This window comes from Lysinibacillus sp. OF-1 (assembly GCF_028356935.1).
In the GTDB taxonomy this organism is placed as follows: domain Bacteria; phylum Bacillota; class Bacilli; order Bacillales_A; family Planococcaceae; genus Lysinibacillus; species Lysinibacillus fusiformis_D.
Window position 1 is genome coordinate 3,632,150 of sequence record NZ_CP102798.1, and the last position, 19,181, is coordinate 3,651,330.

Annotated in this window: 17 protein-coding genes; 6 read left to right on the forward strand and 11 right to left on the reverse strand. The window is 37.7% G+C overall.

Annotated features, from left to right (window positions below):
- The first annotated feature begins 12 nt into the window (after window positions 1-12).
- Entirely contained in the window at window positions 13-996 is a 984-nt protein-coding gene (locus NV349_RS17840) for a cation diffusion facilitator family transporter (protein WP_036119886.1), read from the forward strand.
- 54 nt (window positions 997-1,050) lie between these two features.
- Here NV349_RS17840 and NV349_RS17845 read toward each other — a convergent pair whose 3' ends face one another.
- From NV349_RS17845 to pruA, 5 genes are all read right to left on the reverse strand, one after another.
- Complete coding sequence (locus tag NV349_RS17845; protein WP_058843226.1) at window positions 1,051-1,788, reverse strand: hypothetical protein; 738 nt, start codon at window positions 1,786-1,788, stop codon at window positions 1,051-1,053.
- Between the two features lie 364 nt (window positions 1,789-2,152).
- Window positions 2,153-3,316 (reverse strand): iron-containing alcohol dehydrogenase, encoded by a 1,164-nt coding sequence (locus NV349_RS17850; protein WP_271910767.1) that lies wholly within the window; start codon window positions 3,314-3,316, stop codon window positions 2,153-2,155.
- A 265-nt stretch (window positions 3,317-3,581) separates the two neighbouring features.
- Window positions 3,582-4,826, reverse strand: a complete 1,245-nt coding sequence (locus tag NV349_RS17855) for a Glu/Leu/Phe/Val family dehydrogenase (RefSeq protein WP_036119879.1) — start codon at window positions 4,824-4,826, stop codon at window positions 3,582-3,584.
- 83 nt (window positions 4,827-4,909) lie between these two features.
- On the reverse strand, window positions 4,910-6,103 hold the full coding sequence (locus NV349_RS17860; protein WP_036119876.1) for an ornithine--oxo-acid transaminase: 1,194 nt from the start codon (window positions 6,101-6,103) through the stop codon (window positions 4,910-4,912).
- Window positions 6,104-6,354: 251 nt separating this feature from the next.
- The gene (gene pruA / locus NV349_RS17865; RefSeq protein ID WP_036119871.1) at window positions 6,355-7,899 is read right to left on the reverse strand and encodes an L-glutamate gamma-semialdehyde dehydrogenase; all 1,545 of its coding nucleotides are present in this window, start codon (window positions 7,897-7,899) and stop codon (window positions 6,355-6,357) included.
- 145 nt (window positions 7,900-8,044) lie between these two features.
- Here pruA and NV349_RS17870 point away from each other — a divergent pair, with 145 nt between their 5' ends.
- Window positions 8,045-9,352 carry an AAA-type ATPase lid domain-containing protein gene (locus NV349_RS17870; RefSeq protein WP_058844857.1) on the forward strand — a complete coding sequence of 436 codons (1,308 nt, stop codon included), beginning with the start codon at window positions 8,045-8,047 and terminating at the stop codon, window positions 9,350-9,352.
- Window positions 9,353-9,395: 43 nt separating this feature from the next.
- On the opposite strand, the gene yugI is transcribed toward NV349_RS17870, so the two are convergent.
- Entirely contained in the window at window positions 9,396-9,773 is a 378-nt protein-coding gene (gene yugI / locus NV349_RS17875; RefSeq protein WP_036119858.1) for a S1 domain-containing post-transcriptional regulator GSP13, read from the reverse strand.
- A 366-nt stretch (window positions 9,774-10,139) separates the two neighbouring features.
- Window positions 10,140-10,400 (reverse strand): sigma factor, encoded by a 261-nt coding sequence (locus NV349_RS17880; RefSeq protein WP_244504873.1) that lies wholly within the window; start codon window positions 10,398-10,400, stop codon window positions 10,140-10,142.
- A 219-nt stretch (window positions 10,401-10,619) separates the two neighbouring features.
- Between NV349_RS17880 and NV349_RS17885 the strand changes: the two genes are divergently transcribed.
- Window positions 10,620-11,960 (forward strand): sodium-dependent transporter, encoded by a 1,341-nt coding sequence (locus NV349_RS17885; protein ID WP_036119854.1) that lies wholly within the window; start codon window positions 10,620-10,622, stop codon window positions 11,958-11,960.
- Window positions 11,961-12,041: 81 nt separating this feature from the next.
- Here NV349_RS17885 and NV349_RS17890 read toward each other — a convergent pair whose 3' ends face one another.
- A complete protein-coding gene (locus tag NV349_RS17890; RefSeq protein WP_080717041.1) occupies window positions 12,042-12,302 on the reverse strand; it encodes a DUF1871 family protein in 261 nt (86 codons plus the stop codon).
- Window positions 12,303-12,374: 72 nt separating this feature from the next.
- Between NV349_RS17890 and NV349_RS17895 the strand changes: the two genes are divergently transcribed.
- Together NV349_RS17895 and NV349_RS17900 are read left to right on the forward strand one after the other, a co-directional pair.
- A complete protein-coding gene (locus NV349_RS17895) occupies window positions 12,375-13,544 on the forward strand; it encodes a MalY/PatB family protein (protein WP_036119849.1) in 1,170 nt (389 codons plus the stop codon).
- A 112-nt stretch (window positions 13,545-13,656) separates the two neighbouring features.
- Complete coding sequence (locus tag NV349_RS17900; protein WP_271910771.1) at window positions 13,657-15,075, forward strand: magnesium transporter CorA family protein; 1,419 nt, start codon at window positions 13,657-13,659, stop codon at window positions 15,073-15,075.
- A 60-nt stretch (window positions 15,076-15,135) separates the two neighbouring features.
- Here NV349_RS17900 and NV349_RS17905 read toward each other — a convergent pair whose 3' ends face one another.
- Together NV349_RS17905 and NV349_RS17910 are read right to left on the reverse strand one after the other, a co-directional pair.
- On the reverse strand, window positions 15,136-15,348 hold the full coding sequence (locus NV349_RS17905) for a hypothetical protein (RefSeq protein ID WP_036118109.1): 213 nt from the start codon (window positions 15,346-15,348) through the stop codon (window positions 15,136-15,138).
- Between the two features lie 22 nt (window positions 15,349-15,370).
- A complete protein-coding gene (locus tag NV349_RS17910; protein WP_036118107.1) occupies window positions 15,371-15,958 on the reverse strand; it encodes a peptidylprolyl isomerase in 588 nt (195 codons plus the stop codon).
- A gap of 238 nt (window positions 15,959-16,196) precedes the next feature.
- On the opposite strand from NV349_RS17910, the gene NV349_RS17915 reads away from it, so the two are divergent.
- Window positions 16,197-18,047, forward strand: a complete 1,851-nt coding sequence (locus NV349_RS17915; RefSeq protein WP_271910773.1) for a transglycosylase domain-containing protein — start codon at window positions 16,197-16,199, stop codon at window positions 18,045-18,047.
- A gap of 480 nt (window positions 18,048-18,527) precedes the next feature.
- Here the strand turns inward: NV349_RS17915 and NV349_RS17920 are convergent, their stop codons facing one another.
- Window positions 18,528-19,091: a DUF5366 family protein gene (locus NV349_RS17920; RefSeq protein ID WP_089934034.1), complete on the reverse strand. Its 564-nt coding sequence runs from the start codon at window positions 19,089-19,091 to the stop codon at window positions 18,528-18,530.
- Window positions 19,092-19,181: the final 90 nt, after the last annotated feature.

The following is a 19,181-nucleotide window of genomic DNA, read 5'->3' on the forward strand; positions in this document are numbered from 1 at the left end:
GGAGGATTTTTTATGGCAGAACTATTAAAATTACTAAAGGATGGCAACAAACCCTCCCTATTGGCAGCATGTGTCAACACCTTTTTAGGAATCATCAAAGGAGTCGCCTTTTTCTTAACTGGTAATGTTGCCATGTTTGCAGAAATGATGCACTCTCTCGGTGATGCAGCAAACCAATTATTTGTGTATATAGGCTCAGCACTTTCAAAAAAGGCACCTACAAAACAATTTCCCGGTGGTTTCGGTCGAATTGTCAATTTAGTCTGCTTATTTGCTGTCATTATTGTAGCTATCCTTTCTTATGAAACGATAAAAGAAGGTTGGCATCATTTTATTCATCCTACAGGAGAGTCTAGTGGAATACTAATTGCACTCGGGGTATTATTCATAGGGATTGTTTTAGAGGGTACAGTGCTTGCCAAAGCAGCTGCTGAAGTGCTGCATGAAGCGGGTCAAGAAAAAGCAGGTCTCTCCACAATTCCAAAAGCGTTTTCTTATTTAAATCGTGCAAAGCCTGCAACCAAATTAGTCTTTATGGAAGATTTAGTTGCTACTAGCGGAAACTTTTTAGCCTTTGCTGCCATTTTAATTGCCTACTTTACTGGTTGGGGCCGAATAGAAGGTCTTGTTTCGATGATTATTGGCGCGATGATGTTTTATGTTGTCGGTAAAGTATTTCTAGATAACGCTCGTGGCGTCATTGGGGAGACTGACGAGGAAATGTTAAATCACATCGCCCATATTGTAATGGATGATCCCAATATTAAAGATATCTTCCGCCTTGAAGTAATTAAAGAAGGAGAATTTTTGCATGTCGAATTAGTAGCTGAAGCGGATCCTCATTTATCGCTGGCTTTTTTAGATGACGTACGTGACCATTTAACAGAGGTCATCTTAAGCCAAAAAGGGGTATCGAAAGTAGCGATTTTATTTGATGAAGATGATGGAAAAACAAATTGGGTACATGTTAACGAAAAACCAAAAGACACCATATAATCATTTAAAGAAAACAAATAGCCAATTGCCATATTTCAGGCAGTTGGCTATTTGTTATACTGGTATTAAACAATCTCGTTTTACATAATTTTCAACTTCATTTTGATAATCAGGTATATCCTCGTACCCAACAAAGACATGGTTGGTAATCATAAAAGTAAGCAGTCTGTCACAGGCTATCGCCTTTCTCTTCCCCCTTTGTAGAATGATGATTTTCGAAAATTGTAATGAAGCTTGACGGTTAGCTAAAGCATATTCATTAGCATTTTGAATTTCTCTGCCATCCATATGACAACCTAATACAAAATGTCCAGCAAAAGAATCCTTTAAAACATTTGGATGCATGGATTGATAGTGCACCTCTGCAATCGAATCTTCTCTGTTCATGAATTGATGGGCCACCAGATAATGTTTTAAAGCACCTTTTAAATCAATTGCGATAAATGTATCCGCTAAAATTGTTCGATAATACACAGTGACAATTTCAGCTTCTCCTAAATAAGGCTTTACTTCTACAACAATTTCTCCAGAAGGACGAACAAATAATTGTACAATTGCTTTATTTACACCATCCGAAAAATGAATAATCGTTTGTCCAAAACGTAAGCTTTTGAAAAATATACTTTGATCATCAATGTATCCTGTGATAATTTTATTATTTTCAATTTGTAGAGATTTCGCTTCAATTCCCAATACTTCTACACAATTTTGCATTTTATAAACATGCTGTTGAAATGGTATCTCCACACAATTTAATGTAACAATGCGCTTCTCTAACAATCGTTTCAACATTTGATCCCTCTCCCCTTTGTTTTAAATTGTCATTATTTTAATAAAGATGGCTGAACAATTTCTGAACATCTTTACATCATTCGAGCAATTACGACAAAAATACTTTTCTTCTTATTCAAAAGTAATATTGTTTTCAACAATTAACCAACAATTCAATTTTCACATGACTTTTCTCACCTAAAAACAATGAAAATTATATTTCTACCATCTTATTCATCTATCTATTTCACTATATCGCAGGACTTAAGAAACTTCTACGACAAAATTCAACATAAATCGTTAATTTTTCTTAACATTTCGATTCATGAAACCTAAAAAAAACAATGCGTGCAAGACCATAAATCATAGCCTCACACTCATTGTTTTAAAGAGAATTTTGTAAAATGGTTCTTACATCTTCCTCTTGCAGTTTATTAAAGTTTCCAAAAGGACCGTTCTGCATAGCATGCTCCACAATCTGTTGGAATTTCGAATCATCAATATCATAATCAGCCAAGCGATTAGGCGCCCCTAATGACGTCCAAAATGCTGATAGACGATCGATTCCTTCGTAAGCAACTACTTCTACTGTCTTGCCTGTTGCGTCGACCCCAAATACACGTGTTGCTATACCCGCAAAACGCTCAGGATTCACAGGCACATTTAAACGCATCCAATGTGGCTGGAGGATAGCTAATCCCCCTGCATGTGGAATATCGTATACAGCGGATACAGCATGCTCAATATTATGAGATGCCCAATCACCACGAGAGCCGATTGATAAGAATCCATTTAAACCAATTGTCCCCGCCAATAAAATCGTTTCACGTAATGTCGTATTCTCTAAATCCTCAAGTAATTTGGGCGCTGTCGTAATAACCGTTCGTAATACTCCTTCACACATTTCATCTGTAATCGGGGTATTCGTTGTGTTATGGAAATATTGTTCGAAAACATGTGACATCATATCAACGATTCCATAAACGGTGTGGTTTTTAGGTACCGTCACCGTATAGACTGGATTCAGTATTGAAAATTTCGGGAATGTCGCTGGGCTACCCCAGCTTAGTTTTTCTTCGGTAGCTGCATTGGTAATAACAGATCCTGAGTTCATTTCAGAACCAGTAGCTGCAAGCGTTAATACCGTTCCTAACGGTATGGCTTGCTCTACAATTACCTTACGTTTTACGATATCCCAAGCATCACCATTATATTTTGCACCGGCAGCAATTAATTTGGAACAATCAATAACAGAGCCGCCACCAATAGCTAGCACTAAATCAATGCCTTCAGTTTTACAAATTTCAATACCACGTCTCGCTGTTTCCACACGTGGATTTGGTTCAACACCACTTAATTCAACTATTGTTTTATTTGCCTGTTGTAATTTCTCTATAACAGCATTGTAAACACCATTCGCTTTGATGCTTCCGCCACCATAGACAACTAGTACCTTCTCGCCATATTGCGCTAATTCGTTCGGTAATTTTTCCAGTGCATCTTCACCAAAATGGAGCTTCACTGGGTTAAAAAATGTAAATGAATCCATTTAATTCGCCCCTTTCTAGTTGGATTTTCTCATATTTATATTGGAGAAAGCAAAGATTAAACGCCGACTTTGCAATCATAATACTAGTGATTGTTCAGATTTTGTTGAGTCACCCTCTATATAAATGGATTATTGCGTATACTTATTACGTCATTACTACTTAGATTAGTACAACAGCGCCTCGAGTACCTTATTCAAACAAATAAACAAGAAAAAACGAGTCACCCCATTAATATAGGAATGACTCGTTTCATTTATCTTCTACTTAAACCCATCCACGGAAGCGTGAAGCTTCAGCAGTACGGCGAACACCTACCATGTAAGCCGCTAAGCGCATGTTGATGTTACGTGTTGTTGCTGTTGTATAAACATTGTCAAATGCTTCAACCATTTTTTTGTATAGACGCTCTTCAACTTCTTCTTCTGTCCAATAATAACCTTGGTTATTTTGTACCCATTCAAAGTAAGAAACTGTCACACCACCAGCAGAGGCTAATACGTCTGGTACAAGTAAAATGCCACGCTCTGTTAAGATTTTAGTTGCTTCAGATGTTGTTGGACCGTTTGCTGCTTCTACTACGATAGTGGCTTTAATATTGTGTGCATTGTCAGCAGTAATTTGGTTTTCAATAGCAGCTGGCACTAAAATATCACAATCAAGCTCTAATAATTCTTTGTTTGAAATCGTATTTTCAAATAAAGTTGTTACTGTTCCGAAGCTATCACGACGATCTAATAAATAGTCGATATCTAAACCTTCAGGATCATGCAGTGCACCATAAGCATCTGAAATACCGATTACTTTTGCACCTAAATCATGCATGAATTTCGCAAGGAAGCTACCTGCATTACCAAATCCTTGAATCACAACGCGAGCACCTTTAATGTCAATGCCACGTTTTTTTGCTGCTTCTTCGATTACGATTGTAACACCTTGTGCAGTCGCACGATCACGACCTTGAGAACCACCAAGTACTAGTGGCTTACCAGTGATGAAGCCTGGAGAGTTGAATTCATCCATGCGGCTATATTCATCCATCATCCATGCCATAATTTGTGCATTTGTAAATACGTCTGGCGCAGGAATATCTTTTGTTGGTCCTACGATTTGACTTACTGCACGTACATAACCACGGCTTAAACGTTCGATTTCGCCCATAGACATTTGACGAGGATCACAAATGACACCGCCTTTACCACCACCGTATGGTAGATCGACAATACCACATTTCAATGTCATCCACATTGAAAGCGCTTTAACTTCCTCCTCAGACACTTGTGGGTGGAAACGAACCCCACCTTTAGTTGGTCCTACAGCATCATTATGCTGTGCACGGTAACCAGTAAATACTTTTGTTGTACCATCATCCATTTTCACTGGAATGCGTACTTGTAGCATGCGAAGTGGTTCTTTTAGTAATTCATACATTGCTTCATCATAGCCAAGTTTATTTAGAGCATCTTGAATGACATCTTGTGTTGATGTGAAAAGATTTAAGTTTTCAGACATATTAAATCGCCTCTTTGTTTTTTTTAATGATAGTATATCGGCATCATTGTAACATACTTCCGAATTAAAATGTGAACATTTTGTTAAAGTTTAAATACTTTTTCAATTTGTTCAATTGACCAATCTAAATCCTCTTGAGAAATAACAAGTGGTGGTGCAAAACGAATAACTGTATCATGTGTTTCTTTACATAATAGACCTAATTCTTTTAGTTTTTCACAGTATGGACGCGCTGCCTCTGTTAATTCCATACCGATAAATAAGCCACGACCACGTACTTCTTTAATAACCGGGTTGTTAATTTCTCTTAATTTACCTTTGAAATATTCACCAAGGTCATGTGAACGTTCTGCTAATTTTTCATCTAATAACACTTTAATTGATGCAATTGAAACTGCACAAGCTAAAGGATTTCCACCGAAAGTTGAACCATGAGAACCTGGGTTGAATACGCCTAGGATATTACGGTTTGCAGCCACACAAGAAATAGGGAATACACCGCCACCTAGTGCTTTACCTAAGATGTACATATCTGGTTCTACTTCTTCCCAATCACAAGCAAACATTTTACCAGTACGTGCTAGACCTGCTTGAATTTCGTCAGCAATGAATAATACGTTGTTTTCACGGCAAAGTTCACGAGCAGCTTTTAAGAAGCCTTCTGTTGGAATAACAATACCAGCTTCGCCTTGAATTGGTTCGATTAAGAATGCTGCAGTGTTTGGTGTAATAGCTGCCTTTAATGCTTCAAGATTACCATAGTCTACTAATTTAACGTTTGGTAACATTGGACCGAAGCCACGACGATATTCTTCGTCAGAAGATAAAGATACAGCAAGCATTGTACGACCGTGGAAGTTACCATTACATGCAATAACTTCAGCCTTGCCATCTTCTACGCCTTTTACATCATATGCCCAACGACGAGCTGCTTTAAAGGCAGTCTCTACTGCTTCAGCACCAGTATTCATTGGTAAGACCATTTCTTTATTTGTTAATTTTCCTACTAGCTCATACCATTCACCAAGATTTTCGCTGTAAAATGCACGTGAAGTTAACGTTACTTTATCAGCTTGTTCTTTTAAAGCAGCAATAATTTTTGGGTGACGGTGTCCTTGGTTTACAGCTGAATAAGCTGATAGCATATCTAAATATTTGTTGCCCTCTGGATCTTTAACCCAAGCACCCTCAGCCTCTGAAATTACGATTGGCAGTGGATGATAGTTTGCTGCACCATAATTTTGTGTTTGTTCAATAACTTGTTGAGTTTTTGTCATATCCTATTCTCTCCTTACTAAATCATGATGAAAAATCTATGGAAGATAGGGACTATGTATCTCTATGAGTAGAATAATTAAGAATTCAGCAACAATTCAACCATAAATTTGCTCACTTCTCCAAAATAAACTACCTCGTCATGAGTGTCTACGGTTTGAGCCAGGGATAGTATTACCTGGAGAAGTTTTGCAAATCCTGTCATAATGCTTTAATTTCTACTTATTAGAGTAGCCCTAACGTCAATATAAAATTAAAGCATTTCTGAAGTTGTTTTTGCTTGCATATGCAGTTGTAGGTAGTCTGGTCCACCTGCTTTTGAGTCTGTACCTGACATGTTGAAGCCACCAAATGGTTGGTAGCCAACGATGGCACCTGTACAGCCACGGTTGAAGTAAAGGTTTCCTACATGGAATTCTTCACGTGCTTTTTCTAAGTTCACACGGTTTTTCGTGATGACTGCACCTGTTAAACCGTATTCTGTATCGTTCGCAATTTCAATAGCGTGATCGAAATCTTTTGCTTTTGCGATTGCTACCACTGGCCCGAAGATTTCTTCTTTCATAATACGTGCAGAAGGTTCTACGTCTGCGAACACAGTTGGCTGTACGAAGTAACCAACTGAATCATCTGCTGTACCACCAGCCACTAGACGACCTTCGCCTTTACCGATTTCGATGTATTCCGTAATTTTGTTGAATGCCGCTTGGTCAATAACCGTTGCCATGAAGTTGCTGAAATCTGTTGGATCTCCAACTGTTAAAGCATTTGTTAATTCTTCTACACGATTAACAACTTGCTCATATACATCTTCTACGATGACTGCACGAGAACATGCTGAACATTTTTGACCTGAGAAGCCAAATGCTGATTTGACGATTGATTGTGCAGCTAATTCTAAGTCTGCTTCTTTATCAACCACGATTGTATCTTTTCCGCCCATTTCAGCGATGACACGTTTAATCCAAATTTGACCATCATTTAATACAGAAGCACGTTGGTTGATACGTAAACCAACATCACGTGAACCTGTGAAGCTGATGAAGCGTGTTTTTGGATGATCAACTAAGTAGTCGCCTACTTCAGCACCAGAACCTGGTACGAAGTTCACGGCACCTGCTGGAAGACCTGCTTCTTCTAATACTTCGATAAATTTATACGCCACTACTGGTGTTGTAGAAGCTGGTTTTAATAAGACTGTGTTCCCTGTTACTAAAGCGGCCACTGTTGTACCAGCCATGATCGCAAATGGGAAGTTCCAAGGAGAAATAACGATACCGATTCCTAATGGAATATAGTCATAACGGTTGTATTCGCCTGGACGGCTTTCTACTGGTTGACCGCCTTTAATGCGTAGCATTTGGCGACCATAGTATTCCAAGAAGTCGATTGCTTCCGCTGTATCTGCATCTGCCTCTGCCCATGGTTTCCCTGCTTCTTTTGTTAATAATGCAGAGAATTCATGTTTACGACGACGAATAATAGCTGCTGCTTTGAACAAAACGTCAGCACGAATCGCAGGGTCAACTTTTTTCCATGTTTTAAATGTTTCATCCGCTGCTTGCATCGCTTTTTCAGCTAACTCTTTGCTTGCTTTTGACACACGGCCGATCACTTCTGTTTTCTTTGCAGGATTGTACGAAACGATTTTATCTTCTGTTGTAATGCGCTCGCCACCAATGATAAGTGGGTAGTCTTGACCTAAGTAACCTTCAACTTTATTTAAAGCCTCCACATAAGCATTGTAGTTTGCCTCTTGTGAAAAATCTGTGAATGGTTCGTGTTTGTATGGAATCATACTTAATCCTCCCTTGTGAGATGTATTTGGGTATGCAAAAAACATTGACGCAAAATATCTTTGCGTATAAAATATTCTTACACTTATTATAATGCAAAATTTCGTTGCATATTTCAAGTAAAAAATTTTTGAGGTGCACATTTTTATGAAAAATTCTGAACCTTTACTACCTTTTTATGAGTTTATTGCAACAAATGTATCCGTTGGTATCCATGCAGTAGACCTATCTGGTAAAACAATTATTTACAATACAAAAATGAAAGAAATTGAAGGATTTCATTTTGATGAACTTGCGGACCGTTCCATTATTGAAATGTTTTCGTTCCGTCAACACGAAAGTACATTAATGCGTGTTTTACAAACAGGAAAAAAGGAAATCAATGTTAAACAATCCTATTGGAATAAAAATGGTCATGAAATTACAACAATCAATGATACTTTTCCACTTTTTGTGGAAGGTAAACTCATCGGGGCAATAGAATTTGCTCGAGATATTACCTCACTTGAAAAGCTTGTTTATCAACCCCTTCGTCGTTATGATGAACCATTAACATTTGATATGATTAAAGCTGATTCAGAATCAATGAAGCAGGTTATCGAGAATGCTAAAAAAGCAGCAGCCGTAAAATTACCTGTATTATTAATTGGTGAATCTGGCACAGGGAAAGATTTAGTGGCTGAAGGAATCCACCATGCAGCCTCTCCAGATCCTGAAGCTTTTGTGACGCTTGTCAGCCGCCGTTCTGCTCAATCCGTGCTGGATAAATTACAGCAACTGTTAGAAGAAGATACGGACTATACCTTTTTCTTTGAACGCATAGATTTTTTGAGCTTAGACATTCAGGAACAACTTTTAGCTATACTACAATCCCTTCCACAGTCCAAATATATGCTGATTGGAAGTGTGGGCAGTGACCCCATTACATTGATCGCTGAAAAAAAGCTGTCTAAGTCACTTTATTATTTCTTTGCAACAATGGCTATTACCATTCCTAATTTAACGGATCGAAAAGAAGATATTCTTCCATTTGTCGATGATTATTTTACTCGACATCGAGAACGCTTTGCCTCCCAAGTCACTGAACTTGCACCAGATGTACAGGAATTATTCTTACAATATGATTGGCCAGGAAATCTTAAGGAACTTGAGCTGCTATTGGATGAAATCGTTTCATTTATGACAACAGAGTCAACGGTTACTTCAGATTTATTGCCACTCCATTTCCGCTTCAAGGTACAACAGCAAGACACAAACAACCGTGAGCCAGAATTTTTTATGTTTCATCAAAATCATGAAGTCATGCCACTGGATGCTTATTTGCGTGAAGCCGAATCATATTATGTGCAAAATGTCTTAAATTTATATGAGGGCAATATTACAAAAGCAGCGAATGCACTTGGCATGAGTCGCCAAAACCTGCAATATCGAATCCGAAAAATAAAAAAACAATAGCAAAAAAACGAGGATCCCTTCCGTCGAAAGTATCCTCGTTTTTTTAGTGTCCTGATTGTTCGATCCAGTCTTGCAACTTATCTTTTAAGGAATTAAAACCATTTGCATCCGATTCATCTACACGGTCCTGCAATGTTTTACGCGGCGGTGCATCTTTTTTTCGTACTGATGTGGGGCGTTCCTGTAGCGCTCTCATCGATAAACTAATTTTTTCGGCCTCTTCATCGATTTCAAGAATTTTTACTTCTACTTCCTGCCCAACAGCTAAAAACTCACTAACGTCTTTAACAAAGCCGTATGTTATTTCCGAAATATGCACAAGGCCTTGCGTATTGTCATCTAGTGCTACGAATGCACCGTATGGTTGAATACCTGTAACTTTTCCGGTCAACACGTCTCCTAATTCATATTTTTTTACCATAACCTTTGCCCACTTTCTTTTTGTTTGCTACGTATATATCGCTTAAATTATAACATACGTGTAAAAACGGGGCAAAAAATCTCCTTACTCGGAAATGGCCGTAATGATGCAACGTTCTCCGCCTTTTTCTGTAGACATTGTACTTAGCTGGAAGGTTAAATGCTGACCAATCTTCTGCATTGATTCTGGTTTAACGCCCACTTTAATTGTTGTTTGGGATGGATTTATTGCATAGCGATACTTTACATCAAGAGTTTGAATGGCACTAGGTAACAGCCTGTCCTCTTCAAATAGAAGAACATTATCTTCTGCAGATGAGTAGTTATTTTGTTGTTGAGCGTGTAGCTTGTCCTCTTTTTCCTGCTGTCATTGTTCCTTGCGGTAGTAATCACGAGTAGCATTTAAGGTGATTTTATAGAGCCACGTTGTAAGACGATCCTGCTTAAATTGATGTAAAAAGCGGTACAATTTGACAAATACCTCCTGTGAAACATCAGCTAAATCATTCCTATGTACATCACATTGAAAGGCAAATTTTTCAACAGTTCGTTGATGGATACGAATAAGCTCGGTATAGGCCTCCTTATCTCCTTGTTGGGCCCTTGCTATTAAGTCCGACTCCGTCAAAGCGATTCCCCCTTTTGTTAGTGAAACGAAATATTATACCCAATTGTTACAAAAATAATATATCTTTTACTCAAAAAGAAGACCCTTCCTAATATGTTATTATTCTATTTCTAAATAGCTGCTGATATAGGAATATCCGTCGTCAATTTTCTGATATCTGCTTGTGTTATGAGAATATTGAGGTAAAATAAAACTTTAGTATAAGGAGGATTTATTTTCGTGTCATCGAGAGATCAGTTTACAACTAAAATTGGTTTTATTTTAGCTGCTGCTGGAAGTGCTATAGGGTTAGGAGCCATTTGGAAATTCCCCTATATGGCAGGTACTAATGGCGGTAGTGTCTTTATTTTATTATTCATTTTATGTACATTTTTTATCGGCTTACCAGTGCTTATTGCTGAGTTTATGATTGGTCGTCGAGGGCAAAAAGACGCTGTCACTTCCTTTAAGGAACAAGCGCCAGGAAAGCCGTGGTATTTGATTGGCTGGGGTGGCATGGTGATTGCGGGCCTTATCTTATCGTTTTATAGTGTTGTTGGTGGATGGATTTTAAGCTATTTGGGTCGTGCCATTACATTTAAGCTAACAAATGCTAGTTCTGAGATGAATTACGCAGATTTATTTACCAATATTATTTCAAGCCCCTCCGAAGCCATTCTAGTACAGGGACTATTCATGCTATTAACAGTAGTGATTGTATCGGCAGGTATTAAGGGTGGAATCGAAAAAGCCAGCACATGGATGATGCCCTTGCTCTTTATTTTCTTCATTGTCTTAGTTATACGCTCATTAACTTTAGATGGCGCAATGGAAGGCGTTAAATTTATGTTTGTGCCTGATTGGTCTTACTTTAACGCTGAAACATTTTTAATGGCTTTAGGACAAGCCTTCTTCTCTTTAAGTGTAGGTATTGCCGTTATGATTACATATGCTTCCTATTTGTCTAAAACAGAGAAGATTGGTAATTCAGCAATCAATGTAGCTTCCATGAATATTATTATTTCTTTACTTGCGGGTCTTGTTATTTTCCCCGCAGTATTCGCTCTAGGCTATACGCCTGACCAAGGGCCTGGCCTTGTTTTCATTATTTTGCCAGCTGTTTTCGAGCAGTTGCCACTTGGTGGTCTATTCTTAACCATTTTTTTCATCCTGTTGCTATTTGCTACCGTCACTTCCTCCATTTCTATGTTAGAAATTGTTGTAGCCATTGCGATTGGAGACCATCCAGAAAAACGTAGAAAGATTGCTTGGATTGGTGGAATCATCATTTTTATTTTCGGTATCCCAAGTGCGCTGTCGTTTGGTATATTATCAGATGTAAAAATATTAGATCGCTCTATTTTTGACTTTGTTGATTTTCTGACGAACAGCATCGGCATGCCGATAGGAGCCTTCCTTATTTCTATATTTGCAGGTTATTATTATACGAAGGATATTTCACGTAAGGAATTAGCCGCATCTAGCTTAATGTTTAATATCTGGTATATTTTAGTTCGTTTCGTTTCTCCAATTGCCATTTTCATTATTTTCATTCAGGGGATTTTACCTTTATTTAAATAAGAACTAGCCTTAAACGTGCACATTAAAAAAGAGGTTGTCGAATGACAGCCCCCTTTTTTTATAAGAAATATGCAAAATATTTTAAATAATACATTTTGCTTCAAATTTAATAGCAATTAGTTTGTAAGAAATGGCTACACAATCTTCAAATGGTATCCATTGTTCAAACGAATGCTCATATGTTTCTTGAATAATTTTTGCAAGTGTCGATGGATCATCTATCCCTTGCAATGCTGCTACTACATCTGCCGTTTCTGTATCATAATGGTCTGGACCTAAGTGGAATGGATCCCACTCCTCTAGCAGATGTACAGCTGCTTGATTCATTTTTATATTTTCCAAAATACTCACCTGTTATCCTTTGATCATACCCGTATGATACCATATTAAATAAAAAAGAAAAGAGTGATTTGCTTGTCTATTTTTGATCAAACTTTCAAACGTCGATGTACAAACTCTGTAAAATGGGACGCAATGGAAAAGGTATATGGCCTAGATGATGCGTCAGATATCTTGCCAATGTGGGTAGCCGATATGGATTTTGCAGCACCAATAGCCGTTTCAAAGGCATTACAGAAACACGCTGAACAAACTATTTTTGGCTATAGTTTTATGGGTGAAGAAGCGATTCAGTCAATCGTAGACTGGCAAAATACTCGCCATGCCTGGCATATTGATAAAGAATCTATCCTATTTTGTAATGGTGTTGTAGCGGCATTAGCCAATAGCATTGTAGCCCTAACAAACCCTGGTGACAAAGTACTCATTTCGCCACCAGTCTACCCACCATTCTATAACATCCCCAAAAGTAATGGGCGTGAAGTTGTAAGCTGCCCATTAGTTGAAAAAGATGGTGTGATTGGCTATGATTTCGAAGCCTTTGAACAGGCATTAGCGCAAGATGTGAAAGCCTACATATTATGTAACCCTCACAATCCAGGAGGCTATGTATGGGATGAAGCTACTTTAAAGGAGATTGTACGACTTTGTGCTAAATACGATGTCATCATTATTTCTGATGAAATACATGCTGATTTAATGTTAAACGGGGATAAGCATATTCCTCTAGCAAAGGTTGCAGGTGATGAGATCAATCGTATTATTACTTGCATGGCTCCTACCAAAACATTTAATTTAGCAGGAATTCAAGTTTCTTATATGATCGTAACAGATAGGAAAAAACGTCTACAGCTAGAGGCAATAAATATGGCAAGTGGGCAAGGCTCGTTAAATACATTTGCCTCTGTTGCACTTCATGCCGCTTATACAGAAGGAGCTCCTTGGTTAGACGAGTTACTTCCATATATTTCTACAAATATGGAATATGTAAAAGCCGAGTTAGAGCAGCTTCCAGGCATTCGTGTCACAATACCACAATCCACTTATTTAATCTGGATTGATTACCGCGAGCTAGAGCTTGAAGAAAAGGACATCATGAATCGCTTATTAAAAATCGGAAAGCTTGCATTAGAGCCAGGGACAAAATATGGGGAAGAAGGTCATGGCTTCCTACGTATGAATGTCGCTTGTTCATTTGAAACCGTTCAAGATGGTGTAAAACGCTTTAAAAAAGTGTTTGAATAGAAAATGACAGTAAAAAGGATATCTCAACTTTTGGAGATATCCTTTTATATGTTTAAAATAATGATTTTGTGGAAAAGTTTCTTATCAATCGGATGTAAAAAGAGGTGTTTTCATGGACTTAGCGCCATTAATGATTAAACGTGCATATATGACATTCTTATTTCCCTTTGCCTATTCCACGAAAAACCGTCAAAAAATTGGAGAGGTACTACTAAAGGAAGGTTTTACTTTTTTCACCCTAAATAATACAGCTCTTGAAAATGCCTTTTATGGTGATACGACAATCATCCATGAGGAGCTTGCCCAGTTTTTCTATCCCTTTTTAGAGGATAAATTATTCCCATACGATATGAATAGCCCTGACTTTATTCGGTTTTCAAAAGCATTCTATACCCAAGGCTCCTTACATCATCTAGACAGTCGTATCCATTATGAAATCACGAGTATTGATGTAACACTATGTCCTTTTGGAAACGGTATTATAACCGTGAGAACAAATATAACAGATACCCCACATGATATAAGTGACATTTTAAATTTTATTCACTATTTTAGAGTACTGGAGGCTAAGCTTCGAGAAGAAAAAGGGGCGAGTCATCATTTTTCCTTTGGCCATTGTTCTTCAACCAGTGAACTATTATTTAACTATTTTATCCCCTATTTACAGCCTTTTTTACAGCATCAACAAGACAATAGCTACGAAGGATTACCGTTTTTCGAGGATGAGCGGATGTATGCTTCTGCCTATTTAATTGCTGAGAAAGAAGCAGACATATTACCTGAGCATTTATTTCGATTAGGACAAGTAGATGGTAGAACACCTGCAGGCAAGCCCTTTATTTCCAGCACAAACGCTCAATATATTGCGCAATATGTGCAAGACCATGCACATACACGTTGGGCACCCAATAGCTATATTATTACTTCGGCACAGGCACAAATGACCCTTACGAATTTGCCCTTTGAAAAGTGTACACATAGCATTCAAGAGTTTATGGGAACACACTATTATAATCTTTTCATTCATTATTTTTACAAAATGATGCTCTTAAAGTTGTCCTATGAATATAGTGAAATCAAATGGGGCAAGGATAAGCTCGTTGTGAATGAATTAATTGAATTAATTACAAAATTTTCGGCACGCTATTATTTTGAAGAAGTGATTGTTCGAACGGAAGGAAGAGAAATTTCCCAAATGCTACGAAAGCTGTTCCGTATTAATGAGCATTATGTAGAAACCAAAGCGACATTGGACAGTTTGTATCGCACACAAGAGGATCAATCAGATAATAGAAGTAATAATTTACTGTTTATTTTAACTGTATTTACTGTGGTATCTGGTATTTACGGTATGAACTTAGTTATTGAGGGGTGGAAGGATAGCAGTGATTTCGAGAGTATTTGGAGTTATACACTATTCGAATGGGTAGCGTTTATTACCGCATTAAGTGGGATTGGTTTATCGCTTGTACTCGTTTGTTTCACTGGCTTCAAGACGGTGCAAAATATGATTCGTCGTTATAAAAAATGATCTATAAAAAAGAATCTGCTTACCCTTAACATCTAATGTGGGAAGCAGATTCTTTTTTAGCTAAATGTTTTGTTGATTGTTTGTATTTTTCTTATCTGCTAGAATACGTGCTTCGATTTCTTTTGATTTCATTTCCTGTTTCTTAGAAATTTTTCTAAAAAGCATAAACACGATAATACATAGAATAAGCATGATTAAAAACTCAAAAGCCGCTGGAATATAACCTGATTTGTCTTCAGGGAAATATAAAAATTGGTACATAAAGTTTTGCATACTCTACACGTCCTTATAAGTATTATTCAAAAACCGTAATTGACTCAATTTTCACATCTTCTAATGGTTTATCGCGGAAATCTTTTTCAACATCAGCAATTTTGTCCACAATGTCCATACCTTCCACAACATGACCGAATACTGTGTGTTTATGGTCTAACCAAGGTGTACCACCATTTTGTGCATAAGCTTCAATGATCTCCTCTGGGAAACCAGCTCCTTGTAATTGGCGAAGCATATCACTTGGCAGATGCTTCATTTGTACGATGAAGAATTGAGAGCCATTTGTGTTTGGACCTGCATTTGCCATTGATAACGCACCGCGCAGGTTAAACAAGTTATCTGAGAATTCATCTTCAAAAGAATTACCCCAAATCGATTCTCCACCCATACCAGTACCAGTTGGGTCTCCACCTTGAACCATGAAGTCTTGAATAACACGATGGAAAATAATGCCATTATAGTAACCTGATTTAGCATGGCCTAAAAAGTTCTCAACCGTTTTGGGTGCATGCTCAGGGAACAACTTAATTTTGATAGCACCTAATGTTGTGTTCATTTCTACAAGCACTTCGCCTGCTTGTACGTCTGTTGTTAATTGTGGAAACATGGAAGTCTCTCCTTTAATGATAAATTTCAGTTTCAATGAAAAAAATGACTAATGCATCCTTTCCGACCTCATTTTAGTCTAACATACTTCTTATTGGTTTTCTTCATCAAAGTATTGACGATTTTTGCAATTTTAACTTTCATAATCAAAACCAAGGAAATAGGTCTGAGCGAGTATTTGGAATCAATCCAAAATATGTTATTCTGATGAAGGATTTATCGAAAGAGTGGAGGCACACATGAAAAAGGCTTTTGGTTTTTTTATTATATTACTATCCCTACCTGCTTTATGGTGGATTAGTACAAACATTAGGACAGAAATCAATATCGCTCAAGCACATGAGGAACAAATATCGAGTGCTATTCATTTACCTGAGGTACAAACCCAACTTCCTGTCACTCTAATTGATCGAAATGGGCAAACATTTAGCGAGGAATATGTCGAATGGCGACAGCCGTTAACCTTACAAGAAATTCCACAAATTGCCCAGGAAATATTCATTACAAGTGAAGATGCTGATTTTTATGAGCATATCGGTTTTGATTTAAGTGCCATCATTCGTGCAGTTGTAGCCAATTCGAATAGCAACACAGCCTCTCAAGGTGGTAGTACGATTACACAGCAGCTCGTTCGAATGCGTTATTTATCTGATGAAAAAACATATGAGCGGAAATTAACAGAGCTTTTTTATGCGCATGAATTAGAAAAAGAATTTGATAAAGAAACTATTTTAACAATGTATCTTAATGAATCCTATTTTAGCAACCAGGTTTATGGCATCGGCGGAGCAGCGACCTATTATTTTCAAAAGCCACTTCAAGAATTAAGCATTGCTGAAATTGCTTTCATTGCGGCGATCCCAAATAACCCCTCACTTTATAATCCTTTGAAAAATTTCGATCAAACTAAAGCGAGGCAGGAGCGTTTGTTAGATACGCTAGCAGTTAATGGCGCTATTACAAAGGAAAATGCAGCTACCTACAAAGCTGAGCCGATTACATTAAATGTGAAAGATAAAATTCAAAGTTATCCAATGTATAGCACTTACGTTCTTCAAGAGCTAAAGTGGTTAGTTGCTGAAAAAGAGGGTTATGCGGATCGACTGAGCAATACAGAGAATGAGGAAGAAAAGAAAAAAATTAAAGCACAATTAGATAATCGACTAGATACACTATTTCAAAATGGACTCATCATTCAAACTGCACTTGATCCAAATAAACAGCAACATGATGAGGTTAAAATGTCAGCTATTCTCGGTACAGGTTCGTTGCAAGCAGCTGGTGCAGTCATTGAAAACCAATCAAGAGAAATTGTCAGCTTGTATGCAGGAAAAAACTATGAAAAATTTGATTATCATCGTGCATTCCAAGGAACACGTCAGCCTGGATCAGCCTTTAAACCTTTAGCAGTCTATGCCCCTTTCTTTGAAACGTCAGCACATACACCTGATTCTATTGTCAATGGAGGTAGATACTGTGTTGGCTCGTTCTGTCCGCAAAACTATGGGGGCTATACGTATGGTGATGTGTCCCTCCGTACAGCTTTTCGACACAGCTACAACACATCTGCACTGCGTCTCTTTGAAACTATTGGCGTTGAAACGGCCTTTCAATACCTTAATCGCTTTCACTTCCGTTCGATTGTAGCGAAAGATCATAATTATGCCGCTTCATTGGGTGGGCTAACTTACGGTGTGACAGCCTTAGAGCTAGCAGATGCCTATACAAGCTTTATCGATGGCTCCTATGTTTTAGCACATGGTATTCGTAAAGTGACAGCTTTAGATGGAACTGAGCTTTATAGTTGGGATACACAGCGTAATCAAATCTGGTCTCCGAAAACGGTGAAATATATGCGTGAGCTTCTTGCTGATGTTGTGGCAAATGGGACAGGACAAGGGGTTTACAGTAACAGCGACTATATAGGAGCAAAAACAGGCACAACTAATGACTATCGGGACTACTGGCTTACCGGACTTAATGATGGTTATACTGCGGCTGTATGGCTAGGCTATGATAAGCCTCAATCCATGCAAAAATTAGAGGCATACAAAATTCATCATCAATTATTTAATGTTTTATTAGAGTAGTGAAACAGCCAAGAGGTAGCAGTCTTACATGACTGCTACCTCTTCATAGTGTTGAAAAACAAAACCATCCATAAAATTTTTGTGATATAAAATATAGGTATTCACTACTCATTTTATGGAGAGGTATTGTCACTATTCACTTCTCTACAATGAAAATAAGAGCCTATCCTTTCTTTAATTATACAAATAATCTACGACTAGTATAAAAATAAGGAAAAGGCACTTTTGCCACAGGGTTGATTGGAGTGGAGCTAGCGTCACTCCTAGGGGATTTAGCGTCTCAGCTGAGACCCTGGAGCGAACGCAGTGAGTGAAGCGGCTCATCGGACGCCCCCTGGAAAGGACGCTGGCGGAACGGAAATCAACCCCTAACTTTACCAAAGGTTCTTTTTCTGCTATTGCCATCATCTTTTTTCAACAACAGCAAAGAGGTAGCAGTCTTACATGACTGCTACCTCTTTTCACTAGTATGTAATGTAACTAATTGGCAAACGGCAAACTTGCCAAAATGCCATTATATAGCTTCAACACAACATAAATAATGAGTGTTAAAAGAATGGTCCACATAAAAAGCTCAAAGATTAATAGACCAATTGTGCCGCCCATCGACATAAAATGACTCATTTTATAAATCAGATAAATAAAATAGGTAAACACTGTTATGATAAAGATACCAATCAAAACATAAATAAATTGGATGGCAAATGCGGAACACATGGCGCCGATAAACAAGATAATATAGCCACCTCGAGCCTGACTAACAGTAGCTCCATCATTATCTTTTGAGAAAAACAGCATTCCTAGCTCATGAATCGTTTCCCCTACTAGTTTGAGTGCAGAGAATAACATAAAAAAAACAATAGCAAAAACAATGAGCAAAAATACGCGTAACTCAAAATCAGATAAAAATTCTCGCATACCTGAATAAACACCGATTGCTTGAAAAATCTGTAAGGATTCGCCAACAGCATACATGCCAAATGTCAAACTAAACAATAAAATTGTAATTAATGGTAGATAACCATAGATATAAGGATTCCTCATAAAAAATTTTTTCCTCTATTTTTATTGATAACTTCCTATTTATAATATAACGAAAATTCTTCCACTACCGCAAGCTAAATCCCATTCGTC